This is a genomic window from Streptomyces sp. NBC_00376, assembly GCF_036077095.1.
Lineage (GTDB): Bacteria > Actinomycetota > Actinomycetes > Streptomycetales > Streptomycetaceae > Streptomyces.
Genome location: NZ_CP107960.1, coordinates 5,192,949 through 5,204,936 on the forward strand (window position 1 = coordinate 5,192,949; position 11,988 = coordinate 5,204,936).

At 71.1% G+C, this 11,988-nt stretch carries 8 protein-coding genes; 5 read left to right on the top strand and 3 right to left on the bottom strand.

Translation table 11 applies throughout. From position 1 onward, the window contains the following. Positions 1–251: 251 nt before the first annotated feature. The 3 genes from OG842_RS23530 to mfd all read left to right on the top strand — a co-directional run bounded on the left by OG842_RS23530 (position 252) and on the right by mfd (position 7,603). Positions 252–1,040, top strand: coding sequence for an ABC transporter ATP-binding protein (locus OG842_RS23530; protein WP_266732339.1), 789 nt, complete (start codon positions 252–254; stop codon positions 1,038–1,040). Next, positions 1,037–3,622: an ABC transporter permease gene (locus OG842_RS23535; RefSeq protein ID WP_266732340.1), complete on the top strand. Its 2,586-nt coding sequence runs from the start codon at positions 1,037–1,039 to the stop codon at positions 3,620–3,622. The genes OG842_RS23530 and OG842_RS23535 overlap by 4 nt, the downstream gene beginning before the upstream one ends. A gap of 450 nt (positions 3,623–4,072) precedes the next feature. Beyond that, on the top strand, positions 4,073–7,603 hold the full coding sequence (gene mfd, locus OG842_RS23540) for a transcription-repair coupling factor (protein WP_266732341.1): 3,531 nt from the start codon (positions 4,073–4,075) through the stop codon (positions 7,601–7,603). Positions 7,604–7,758: 155 nt separating this feature from the next. Here the strand turns inward: mfd and OG842_RS23545 are convergent, their stop codons facing one another. Beyond that, positions 7,759–8,367 (bottom strand): TetR/AcrR family transcriptional regulator, encoded by a 609-nt coding sequence (locus tag OG842_RS23545; RefSeq protein WP_266732342.1) that lies wholly within the window; start codon positions 8,365–8,367, stop codon positions 7,759–7,761. 114 nt (positions 8,368–8,481) lie between these two features. Between OG842_RS23545 and OG842_RS23550 the strand changes: the two genes are divergently transcribed. Together OG842_RS23550 and OG842_RS23555 are read left to right on the top strand one after the other, a co-directional pair. Next, positions 8,482–9,348 (top strand): SCO6745 family protein, encoded by an 867-nt coding sequence (locus OG842_RS23550; protein WP_266732343.1) that lies wholly within the window; start codon positions 8,482–8,484, stop codon positions 9,346–9,348. 157 nt (positions 9,349–9,505) lie between these two features. Beyond that, on the top strand, positions 9,506–10,243 hold the full coding sequence (locus OG842_RS23555) for an HNH endonuclease family protein (RefSeq protein WP_266733775.1): 738 nt from the start codon (positions 9,506–9,508) through the stop codon (positions 10,241–10,243). A gap of 75 nt (positions 10,244–10,318) precedes the next feature. Here the strand turns inward: OG842_RS23555 and OG842_RS23560 are convergent, their stop codons facing one another. Then, positions 10,319–11,050 carry a hypothetical protein gene (locus OG842_RS23560; protein WP_266732345.1) on the bottom strand — a complete coding sequence of 244 codons (732 nt, stop codon included), beginning with the start codon at positions 11,048–11,050 and terminating at the stop codon, positions 10,319–10,321. Positions 11,051–11,102: 52 nt separating this feature from the next. Beyond that, positions 11,103–11,939 carry a DUF4190 domain-containing protein gene (locus tag OG842_RS23565; protein ID WP_266732346.1) on the bottom strand — a complete coding sequence of 279 codons (837 nt, stop codon included), beginning with the start codon at positions 11,937–11,939 and terminating at the stop codon, positions 11,103–11,105. Positions 11,940–11,988 lie beyond the last annotated feature (49 nt).

Genomic DNA, 11,988 nt, shown 5'->3' on the forward strand with positions numbered 1-11,988 from the left:
GCGGTTCCTCCCGGCGGAGGACGTGACGGCGGGGGTCCGTTCCTTAACGTTTTTCCTACACCGCAACGTTTTCCCGCACCGCGGAAAGCGGCTGGATCCCACCGCCGGAGCGGGCGGACAGCGGGGGAGGGGTGGGGAAAACCCCACCCGGGAACTGCGCTGGACACCAGTGCGCCGGACCCGCTCCCGACACCAGACTCTGCGATGCGCGCCGACACATTCCTGACGATGACCGACATAGGAGAGAAACCGTGACAACGGCTGTGACCATTCCCAGGCACGGGGACACTGGAGGGCTTACGGCCGTCGCCGCGCGGGCGCGGCAGGTCGTCAAGGCGTACGGGGCGGGCGAGACCCGGGTCGTCGCGCTCGACCATGTCGACGTGGACATCGCCCGGGGGCAGTTCACCGCGATCATGGGGCCGTCCGGCTCCGGCAAGTCGACCCTGATGCACTGCCTGGCCGGCCTGGACACCGTGAGCTCGGGGCAGATCTTCCTCGACGACACCGAGATCACCGGGCTCAAGGACAAGAAGCTCACCCAGCTCCGCCGGGACCGGATCGGCTTCATCTTCCAGGCGTTCAACCTGCTTCCCACGCTCAACGCGCTGGAGAACATCACGCTGCCGATGGACATCGCGGGCCGCAGGCCCGACGCCGCCTGGCTGCGGCAGGTCGTGGAGACCGTCGGCCTCGCCGAGCGGCTGAAGCACCGGCCGACCGAGCTCTCCGGCGGCCAGCAGCAGCGCGTCGCGGTGGCCAGGGCGCTCGCCGCCCGCCCGGAGATCATCTTCGGCGACGAGCCCACCGGGAACCTGGACTCCCGGGCCGGCGCCGAGGTGCTGAGCTTCCTGCGCAGGTCGGTCGACGAGCTGGGCCAGACCATCGTCATGGTCACCCACGACCCGGTGGCCGCCTCCTACGCGGACCGGGTCCTCTACCTCGCCGACGGACGCATCGTCGACGAGATGCACAGCCCGACGGCCGACCAGGTCCTCGACCGCATGAAGGACTTCGACTCGCGCGGGCGGACGTCATGACCGTCTGGAAGACATCGCGGCGGAACTTCTTCGCCCACAAGGGACGCATGGCGCTCTCCGCCGTGGCCGTCCTGCTGTCGGTGGCGTTCGTGTGCGGCACGCTCGTCTTCACCGACACCATGAACACCACCTTCGACAAGCTCTTCGCCGCGACCGCGGCCGATGTCACGGTCTCCCCGAAGGACCCCGAGAAGAACAACGGGATCCCGGAGAACGGCAAGCCCGCCACGGTCCCCGCGTCCGCCGTCGGGCGGGCCGCGAAGGCCACCGGCGCGAAGGCGGCCGAGGGCGCGGTCTCCAGCATGTCCGTCACCGTCGTCGACAGCCACGACAAGAACCTGGGCCCGACCTCGGGCGCCCCGACTATCGCGGGCAACTGGACGAGGAACGACCTCCGTTCGATGGAGATCTCCTCCGGCCACGCACCGCGCGGCCCGACCGAGGTGATGGTCGACGCCGACACCGCCGAGAAGCACCACCTGAAGCTCGGCGACGAACTGCGCACCATCACCGCCAGCGGCGACATCAGGGCCGCGATCAGCGGCATCGCCGCCTTCAAGGTCACCAACCCCGGCGCCGCGGTCGTCTACTTCGACACCGTCACCGCCCAGACGAAGCTGCTCGGCGCGCCCGACGTCTTCAGCATGGTCTCCGTCACCGCCGAAGCGGGCGTCCCCGACGAGCAGCTGAAGAAGAACGTCGCCACGGCGCTCGGCGACACCTCCGCGTACAAGCTCCAGACGCAGGAGCAGGCGGCGGCGGCCAACAAGGACTCGATGGGCTCCTTCCTCGACGTCATGAAGTACGCGATGCTCGGCTTCGCCGGGATCGCCCTCCTCGTCGGCATCTTCCTGATCGTCAACACCTTCTCGATGCTGGTGGCCCAGCGCACCCGCGAGATCGGCCTGATGCGGGCCATCGGCTCCAGCCGCAAGCAGGTCAACCGGTCCGTGCTGATCGAGGCGCTGTTCCTCGGCGTCGTCGGCTCGCTCCTCGGCGTCGGCGCGGGCGTCGGCCTCGCCGTCGGCCTGATGAAGCTCATGGGCGCCATGGGCATGGAACTCTCCACCGGGGACCTCACCGTCGCCTGGACGACCCCGGTGGTCGGCCTGGTGCTCGGCATCGTCGTCACCGTCGTCGCCGCGTACTTCCCGGCCCGCCGGGCCGGGAAGGTCTCCCCGATGGCCGCCCTGCGCGAGGCCGGAACCCCGGCGGACGGCCGCGCGGGCCGGGTCCGGGCCGCGATCGGCCTGGTCCTCACGCTGGCCGGCGGCGCCGCGCTCCTCGCCGCGACGAGGGCCGACGAGTCGGCCGAGGGTTCGCTCATGCTCGGTGCGGGCGTGCTCCTCACCCTGATCGGCTTCATCGTGATCGGCCCGCTGCTGGCCGGCCTCGTGGTCCGGGTGCTGAGCGCGGTCATGCTGCGGATGTTCGGCCCCGTGGGACGGCTCGCCGAGCGCAACGCCCTGCGCAACCCGCGCCGCACCGGCGCCACCGGCGCCGCCCTGATGGTCGGTCTCGCCCTGGTCGCCTGCCTCTCGGTCGTCGGCTCCTCCATGGTCGCCTCGGCCACCGAGGAACTCGACAAGTCGGTGGGCGCCGACTTCATCGTCCAGCCGGCCGGTGGCGACGGCGGGCTGATCGTCGACCAGGCGGCGAAGGCCGTCCGGGCGGCGGGGGACATCGACCACGTCACCTCGTACAAGTCCGTCAGCGCCTCGCTCACCGCCCCCGACGGCTCCACCGAGATCGACGGCCTGGTCGCCGCCGACCCCACGTACAAGGACGACGTCCGCCGCGAGACGGTCTCCGGCGAGCTGGCCGCCGCGTACGGCAAGGACGCCATGTCGGTCGGCGAGACGTACGCCACCGAGCACCACGTCGAGGTCGGTGACCGGATCACCGTCGCGTTCAAGGGCGGCGAGACCGCGAAGCTGAAGGTCGCCGCGATCACCTCGGACGACGTCAACATCGACAAGGGCGCGATGTACATCAACATCACGACCGCCGAGCGCTACGTCCCCGCCGACACCATGCCGCAGAACATGATCATGTTCGCGAAGGCCGCGGACGGCAAGGAGAAGGAGGCGTACGCCGGTCTCAAGGACGCCCTCGCCAAGTACCCGCAGTACGAGGTGAAGAACCAGGCCGACTTCAAGCAGCAGCTCAAGGACCAGATCGGCCAGCTGCTGAACATCGTCTACGGCCTGCTGGCGCTCGCGATCATCGTCGCCGTGCTCGGCGTGGTGAACACCCTGGCCCTGTCGGTGGTCGAGCGGACCCGGGAGATCGGCCTGATGCGCGCCATCGGTCTCTCCCGCCGCCAGCTGCGCCGGATGATCCGCCTGGAGTCGGTGGTCATCGCGGTCTTCGGAGCCCTGCTCGGCCTCGGCCTCGGCATGGGCTGGGGCACGGCGGCCCAGAAGCTGCTGGCCCTGGAGGGCCTCGGCGTCCTGGAGATCCCGTGGCCGACGATCCTCACGGTCTTCGTCGCCTCCGCCTTCGTCGGCCTGTTCGCGGCCCTGGTCCCGGCGTTCCGGGCGGGCCGGATGAATGTCCTGAACGCGATCGCCACCGATTAGCGCGGGCGACGGCCGACGTAGGATGACCTGATCCGGCCCCGGGGTGTTCCTCCAAACACCCCGGGGCCGGATTCGTACGTGCGGGACGCCCCACCGTGGCGCCGTGTCCGAACACCCCGCCGGGCGTGGATTGCGGGCGCGGCTGTCACAGCGGAGTCGTACGCTGGGAACCCCCCGGTACGCCAGGGGGTGGCTTCTGGATCCTGCCGGGCTCGCGAGGGCCGGTGCGCACATCTGCTGCGTTGTCGTCAGTCGCCTACGCTCCGCGTGGGCTCCCTCCTCCGCCTTGCAGCTGCACGCACCGGCCCTCGCTCCCTGATCCGGCAGGATCCAGCAGCCACCCCCAGCACGTGTCGGGCGCTTCGCGTTGCCCTGCGCGTTGCTCTACGTGTCGCCCTGGCAGCAGCCGGCTGCCGGACCTCGCCCTAGTTACCCGGACGGAAGCCCTTCATGAGCCTGCACGGTCTGCTGGATGTCGTCGTACGTGACCCGGCACTCTCCGAAGCGGTGAAGGCCGCCGGCGACGGCCACCGGATGCACGTCGACCTCGTCGGCCCGCCCGCCGCCCGCCCCTTCGCCGTCGCCGCACTGGCCCGCGAGACCGGGCGGACCGTGCTCGCCGTCACCGCGACCGGCCGGGAGGCCGAGGACCTGGCTGCCGCCCTGCGCACCCTGCTGCCGCCGGACACGATCGCCGAGTTCCCGTCCTGGGAGACCCTGCCGCACGAGCGGCTCTCGCCCCGCTCGGACACCGTGGGCCGCCGCCTCGCCGTGCTGCGCCGCCTGGCGCACCCGAGGGCGGACGACCCGGAGACCGGCCCGGTCTCCGTCGTCGTCGCGCCGATCCGCTCCGTGCTCCAGCCGCAGGTCAAGGGGCTCGGCGACCTGGAACCCGTGGCGCTGCGCATCGGCGAGAGCGCCGATCTCGGCAAGACGGTCGAGGCGCTGGCGGCGGCCGCGTACTCCCGGGTGGAACTGGTCGAGAAGCGTGGCGAGTTCGCCGTACGCGGCGGCATCCTGGACGTGTTCCCGCCGACCGAGGAGCACCCCCTTCGGGTGGAGTTCTGGGGCGACGACGTCGAGGAGATCCGCTACTTCAAGATCGCCGACCAGCGGTCGCTGGAGATCGCCGAGCACGGGCTGTGGGCGCCGCCCTGCCGCGAGCTGCTGCTCACCGACGAGGTGCGGGAGCGGGCCGCCGCGCTCGCCGAGGCCCACCCCGAGCTGGGCGAACTCCTCAACAAGATCGCCGAGGGGATCGCGGTGGAGGGCATGGAGTCCCTCGCCCCGGTCCTGGTCGACGACATGGAGCTGCTGCTCGACGTGTTGCCGAAGGGCTCGATGGCGCTGGTCTGCGACCCGGAGCGGGTCCGTACCAGGGCCGCCGACCTGGTCGCCACCAGCCAGGAGTTCCTCCAGGCGTCCTGGGCGGCCACCGCGGGCGGCGGCGAGGCCCCGATCGACGTGGGCGCGGCCTCGCTGTGGGGCATCGCGGACGTCCGGGACCGGGCCCGCGAGCTGGGGATGATGTGGTGGTCGGTCTCCCCGTTCGCCGCCGACGACGAGCTCGACGAGGACACCCTCAAGTTCACGATGCACGCCCCGGAGTCGTACCGCGGCGACACCGCCCGCGCGCTCGCCGACACCAAGGGCTGGATCGCCGAGGGCTGGCGCACGGTGTACGTCACCGAGGGCCAGGGCCTCGCCTCCCGTACCGTCGAGGTGCTGAGCGGCGAGGGCATCGCCGCCCGCCTGGACCCGGACCTGGCGGAGATCTCCCCGTCCGTCGTCCACGTCTCCTGCGGCGCGATCGACCACGGCTTCGTCGACCCGGCGCTGAAGCTCGCCGTGCTCACCGAGACGGACCTCACCGGCCAGCGCACCGCCACCAAGGACCTGGGCCGGATGCCGGCCCGCCGCCGCAAGACGATCGACCCGCTGACGCTGGAGACCGGCGACTACATCGTCCACGAACAGCACGGCGTGGGCCGCTACATCGAGATGGTGCAGCGCACCGTGCAGGGCGCCACCCGCGAGTACCTCCTCGTCGAGTACGCCCCAGCCAAGCGCGGCCAGCCCGGCGACCGCCTGTACATCCCGACCGACCAGCTGGAACAGGTCACCAAGTACGTCGGCGGCGAGGCGCCCACCCTGCACCGGCTCGGCGGCGCCGACTGGACGAAGACCAAGGCGCGCGCCAAGAAGGCCGTCAAGGAGATCGCCGCCGACCTGATCAAGCTGTACTCGGCCCGGATGGCGGCCCCCGGCCACACCTTCGGCCCCGACACCCCCTGGCAGCGCGAACTGGAGGACGCCTTCCCGTACGCGGAGACGCCCGACCAGCTCTCCACCATCGCCGAGGTCAAGGAGGACATGGAGAAGTCCGTCCCGATGGACCGGCTGATCTGCGGCGACGTCGGCTACGGCAAGACGGAGATCGCGGTCCGGGCGGCGTTCAAGGCGGTCCAGGACGGCAAGCAGGTCGCCGTCCTCGTACCCACGACCCTCCTGGTCCAGCAGCACTACGGCACGTTCACCGAGCGCTACTCCCAGTTCCCGGTCAACGTGCGGGCGCTCAGCCGCTTCCAGTCCGAGTCCGAGTCCAAGACGACCCTCGAAGGGCTCCGCGAGGGCTCCGTCGACCTGGTCATCGGCACCCACCGCCTGTTCTCCTCCGAGACCAGGTTCAAGGACCTGGGCCTGGTCATCGTCGACGAGGAGCAGCGCTTCGGCGTCGAGCACAAGGAGCAGCTGAAGAAGCTCCGCGCCAACGTGGACGTCCTCACCATGTCCGCGACGCCCATCCCCCGCACGCTCGAAATGGCCGTGACCGGCATCCGCGAGATGTCGACGATCACCACCCCGCCCGAGGAGCGCCACCCGGTCCTCACCTTCGTCGGCCCGTACGAGGAGAAGCAGATCGGCGCGGCCATCCGCCGCGAACTGCTCCGCGAGGGCCAGGCGTTCTACATCCACAACCGGGTCGAGTCGATCGACCGCGCCGCCGCCCGCCTCCGCGAGATCGTCCCGGAGGCCCGGATCGCGACGGCCCACGGCCAGATGTCCGAACAGGCCCTGGAGCAGGTGGTGGTGGACTTCTGGGAGAAGAAGTTCGACGTCCTGGTCTCCACGACGATCGTCGAGTCCGGCATCGACATCTCCAACGCCAACACCCTGATCGTGGAGCGCGGCGACAACTTCGGCCTCTCCCAGCTCCACCAGCTGCGCGGCCGCGTCGGCCGTGGCCGCGAGCGCGGCTACGCGTACTTCCTCTACCCCCCGGAGAAGCCGCTCACCGAGACGGCCCACGAGCGCCTCGCCACGATCGCCCAGCACACCGAGATGGGCGCGGGCATGTACGTGGCGATGAAGGACCTGGAGATCCGCGGCGCCGGAAACCTCCTGGGCGGCGAGCAGTCCGGTCACATCGCGGGCGTCGGCTTCGACCTGTACGTACGCATGGTGGGCGAGGCGGTCGCCGACTACCGGGCCTCCCTCGAAGGTGGCGTGGAGGAGGAGCCGCCGCTGGAGGTCAAGATCGAGCTCCCGGTCGACGCCCACGTCCCCCACGACTACGCCCCCGGCGAGCGGCTGCGCCTCCAGGCGTACCGCGCCATCGCCTCCGCCAGCACCGAGGACGACATCAGGGCCGTCCGCGAGGAACTCACCGACCGCTACGGCAAGCTCCCCGAGCCGGTCGAGAACCTCCTCCTGGTCGCCGGCCTGCGCATGCTGGCCCGCGCCTGCGGTGTCGGCGAGATCGTCCTCCAGGGCCCGAACATCCGGTTCGCCCCGGTGGAGCTGCGCGAATCGCAGGAGCTCCGCCTGAAGCGCCTGTACCCGAAGACGGTCATCAAGCCGGCCGTCCACCAGATCCTGGTCCCCCGCCCCACCACCGCCAGGGTCGGCGGAAAGCCGGTCGTGGGACGTGAACTGCTGGCGTGGACGGGGGAGTTCCTGACCACGATCCTGGGTTCGTAGTCCCGGAACGTCTGCTGCCTCGGCCCCGTCGGATGTCCGGCGGGGCCGATCCCCGTTCCGCCCGAGTCGCTTTCCGGAGCGGTCCCGGACGGTGGGACTGATCCGGGTGACCGGTGCCGCCTACCAGTTCCGGCACCGCGAGTTCCAGGAGTGGCTCACGCGCCACCCCGTTCCGGCCCGCCCGACGCCGGCCGCTCATCCGCCGACGCGAACAACAACTCCGTGATCGACCGGAAGACCGCCTCGGGGTCCCGCGCGCCCACCGCCGCCTCCAGGTTGCCGCTCAGCAGCAGCGTGGCGAACCCGTGGGCCAGCGACCAGGCGGCCACACCCGCGAGCCGGGCGTCGTCGCCGCGTCCGGCAGCGGGGAGGCCGGTGAGGCCGGCGCGCAGCTCGGCCGAGGCGCGGTCCTTCGCGGTGAGCAGGCCGGGGTCGTCGGTGCGGTAGAGGTCCGGCTGGAACATCACCTGGAAGTGGGCGGGGTGGTCGACGGCGAACCGCACGTACCGCACGCCCCGTTCCCTCAGGTCAGGGGCGTCGGCCAAGGTGTCGGCGAACCGCTCGTATCCCTCCGTCGCGATGGCGGTGAGCAGGCCCGTGCGGTCCTTGAAGTGATGGGCGGGGGCCGCGTGGGAGACACCGGCCCGGCGCGCCAGGTCGCGCAGGCTCAGTGCGCCCGGCCCCTCGGTGCGGATGACGTCGAGTGCGGCGGTGAGGACGGCCCGCCGCAGGTCGCCGTGGTGGTAGGTGCGCTCGCTGGTCATGGGCAGGAGATTACGCGGAATCTAGTCGTTGACAAGTTCGAAGGTGGGGCGGCAATCTGGGGATCTCGATATCTAGTCAGTGGCTAGATGGGTGACGTCGTGGAGGGCGGAGACATGTCCGAGAAGCTGGGGCGGGTGCGACGGATGTGGCATCTGCTGGAGCCGTTGCACGCCGTTCTGTACTACGCGCCGGAGGCCGTCGCGGAGGCCGCCGCGCTCGGATACCGCACCGACGAGCGGTGGCCCGGCTACTTCGCCTGGCGCGCGGCGCCGCTCGGGGAGGCCGATGCGGGGCGGGTGGCCGACACGTTCTACAGCTTCAGCCCGGCGATGGTGAGTGAGTACGTGCCCGCCGTCTGGTCCGTAGCCTCGCCCGGTGCGGTGCTCGCGGCCCGGACCCGGGCGGTCGACCGTGCCTACCGGAAGCTGCTGGGGGACGCGGTCGACGGTCCGGAGTTGCGTGAGGCCGCCGCGCTCGTGCGGCGCGTCGCGGAGGCCGCCGACACCGCCGACAGGCCGCTCGCCGCGGCCAACGCCGCCCTGCCCTGGCCGGAGGAGCCGCACCTCGTGCTCTGGCAGGCGGCGACTGTCCTGCGTGAGCACCGGGGCGACGGTCATCTCGCGGCGCTCGTCGAGGCTGGGCTCGACCCGGTCGAGTCGCTGGTCTCCTTCGCCGCCGTCGGTGCGGCGCGGCCGGAGGTGTTCGCGAGCCGGGGGTGGAGTGATGCGGAGTGGCGGGCCGCCCGGCAACGGCTCGTGGAGCGTGGGCTGTTGGACGGGGGCGGTGTGGTGACCGAGGCGGGGCGGGCGTTGCGCGCCGAGGTCGAGCGGCGTACGGACGAAGCGGCGGCGGACCCGTGGCGGGTGCTCGGCGAGGAGGGGCAGGAGCGGCTCGCCGAACTGCTGGGGCCGTTCTGGGTGGCGGTGATCGGTTCCGGGATGCTGCCGTCCGAGACGACGCTGGGGATCGGGAAGGTGTGAGCGGCGCGGGTGACCAGACGGTGTGATTCCGGCCGCATCGGGTCGGCGGGGTGCTCATGAACACCCGTCAGCGGGGAAGGCGTCCGTAGGATTCCGGGGTTCGGCTTTCTCCCCGTCAGGACGGTTCCGAGTGATATCTCCCCGCGCTTACCGAGTGATGCTGCCCGCCCTCAGCGTGGCGGCGGTGCTGGCCCTGGCCGGCTGCGACCCCGAGCAGCCCTCGCGCTCCGAGGGGGAGGGCGGCGGGCGGGCCGTCACCGGGTTCGGGGCCAGTCCGCTCGACAACGCCGACGGTACGAAGCCGGGGCTCGCGCCGCTCACGTCCGAGGCGGACCGGGCTGCCGGGCGGAAGGTCATCGAGAAGGTGGCGACCAAGGGGCGGGGGCCGAAGACCGGGTACGCGCGGGACAAGTTCGGCTACGCGTGGAAGGACTCGGTCGACGGGATACCGCTCGCGAGGAACGGCTGCGACACCCGTAACGACCTCCTCGCCAGGGACGGCAAGGACCTGAAGTTCCGGTCCGGTTCGGACTGCGTGGTCGTGTCGATGACGCTCAAGGACCCCTACACCGGCTCCACCATCGACTGGCGCAAGCAGCAGGCCACCAAGGTCCAGATCGACCACGTCATGCCGCTCTCGTACGACTGGCAGATGGGTGCCTCGCGCTGGAACGAGGCCAAGCGGCAGCAGATCGCCAACGACCCGCTCAACCTCATCCCGGTCGACGGGCCGGCCAACAACGCCAAGCGCGACTCGGGGCCGGCTTCCTGGCTGCCGCCGTACAAGCCGGTCCGCTGCTCGTACGCGGTGCGGTTCGCGCAGGTGTCCCTGAAGTACGGACTGCCGGTCACCGCCGCCGACAAGACGGCGATGCTGGAGCAGTGCGGCGGGTGAGCACAGGGGTGGGGCGGTGTACGCAGAACCCGCCCTGGGGTGGGGCGGGTTCTGTGGCCCGGAGCGTTCAGGGCGTCAGGGCTTCGGCCTGGTCGCCTTGAACGGCTTGTCGAATTCGGAGAATTCGACTGTCACCGGTGCGGTGCGGGCGGTGTCGCGCTCCGGTGCGCCCTGTGGGTGGGACGGGGGCAGGCGCAGTTTGAGCAGGAAGGGTCTGCCTTCGCCGGCGATGTCCGCCGTCCACTTTCCGTCGTCCGTCCTGCCGGTGACGGTCAGGGCGGGGGCGCCGGAGGCGGTGGCGCTCGTCCACTTCTTGCGGGCCGTTCCGGTCTTCGGTGCGAGGCCGCCGAGGAACGTCTCCCGGTCGCAGTAGCGTTCGGCCAGCTTCGCGTGCCGGTCGGCGGTGGCGGGTTTCACCCAGCGGCCGGTGAGGTTCTCGGCCTGTGGCGGGGAGGCCGATCGCAGCATCGCGGCGTCGGAGCGGGTGCGGACCGTGCCGTCCGTCCGTACCAGCTCCATCGTGCCCGCCGCGCCCATGGAGAGGGTGACCGTGCACTCGCCCCTGATGTCCGTGGCCACGTACGCCTCCACCGGGCCCTCGGGCGTCGTCGTCCGCACCGTCATGCGTACCGACTTGGCGGCGCGGGTCGCCGCGAGGGCCTTGTTGGTGACCTCGGGGGCGGTCAGCCCGGCGTAGGGGGCGGTGGCGTCGGGTGCCTCGTCCGGGAGCATGTTGCAGGCCGTCGCGAGGGTGAGGGCGGTCGCGGCACTCAGGGCGGCTGCCGAGGCGCGGGCGGGAAGGCGCATGCCGAGCTGCTCCGGTCTCTCCGGTTCGTTCTGTCCGGTCTCGGAAGGACGGTCAGAGCTTCAGGTCCCACTGCGAGGCGTCGTACGTGAAGCCGGGGTTGACCTCGACCGTCAGGTTCTTGGCGTCCGCCGGGGTGTCGAAGGCGAACTGGACCGTGACCTTCTTGCCCGGCAGGACCGTGCCGCTGAAGCCCGTGCCGACCTTGTTGTCGAAGATCTGCTCGGCGTCCACCCCGTCCTGGCCGGCCCGTGCCGAGACGCTGACGAGCGTGGAATCGAACTTCTCCTTGCCCGCGTTCTCGATGACGACGGCGACCCGGTAGGCCTTCTGGCCCTTGGTGTGTCCGGCGGCGTAGGCGTCCGGGGTGTACGAGGTGGCGTCGCCGACCGTGACCGTCAGATCGTCGTCGTACACGGCCGAGTCGCCGGCCTCCAGCGCCTTGCCGGTCTCCTTCTTCTTCTCCGCGCCCCCGCCCTTGGCGGAGTCGCCGCCGGGCTTCGGCTTCGCGGAGGCCGTCGTGTCGGAGACCGCCTTGTTGAGGTCGTTCACGGCGTCGTCCACGGCCTTGAACGTGATCACCGCGCCCACCACCGTGAGGATCAGCGAGATCAGGCCGAGTACGGCACCGAAGGTCGCCATCCCCTTGTTGGTGGCCTCGCCGCGCTTCGCCCGGCCCCGACCGGCCAGACCCAGGATCAGGGCGATGAGGCCGAGGATGCCCGCCAGCCAGAACAGGAACGGGATCAGGCCGGACACGGCGCCGATGACGCCCAGGACGAGGGCGGCGATGCCCAGTCCGTTACGGGCCGGGCGCATGCCGGGCGTCTGGGCCGGGGTGTACGGCTGCTGGGGCTGCGGGGACTGCGGCGGCTGCGTGAACTGGGACATGGCTGTGCCCTCCGGCGAAAGCAGAAATGGGTGGGGAGCGGTTCCGTGC

What these genes read in the sequence shown, in the direction of transcription:
- OG842_RS23535 (WP_266732340.1), top strand. Translation starts at nt 1,037, where the DNA reads ATGACCGTCTGGAAGACATCGCGGCGGAACTTCTTCGCCCACAAGGGA.
- mfd (WP_266732341.1), top strand. Translation starts at nt 4,073, where the DNA reads ATGAGCCTGCACGGTCTGCTGGATGTCGTCGTACGTGACCCGGCACTC.
- OG842_RS23545 (WP_266732342.1), bottom strand. Translation starts at nt 8,367, where the DNA reads ATGACCAGCGAGCGCACCTACCACCACGGCGACCTGCGGCGGGCCGTC.
- OG842_RS23550 (WP_266732343.1), top strand. Translation starts at nt 8,482, where the DNA reads ATGTCCGAGAAGCTGGGGCGGGTGCGACGGATGTGGCATCTGCTGGAG.
- OG842_RS23555 (WP_266733775.1), top strand. Translation starts at nt 9,506, where the DNA reads ATGCTGCCCGCCCTCAGCGTGGCGGCGGTGCTGGCCCTGGCCGGCTGC.
- OG842_RS23560 (WP_266732345.1), bottom strand. Translation starts at nt 11,050, where the DNA reads ATGCGCCTTCCCGCCCGCGCCTCGGCAGCCGCCCTGAGTGCCGCGACC.
- OG842_RS23565 (WP_266732346.1), bottom strand. Translation starts at nt 11,939, where the DNA reads ATGTCCCAGTTCACGCAGCCGCCGCAGTCCCCGCAGCCCCAGCAGCCG.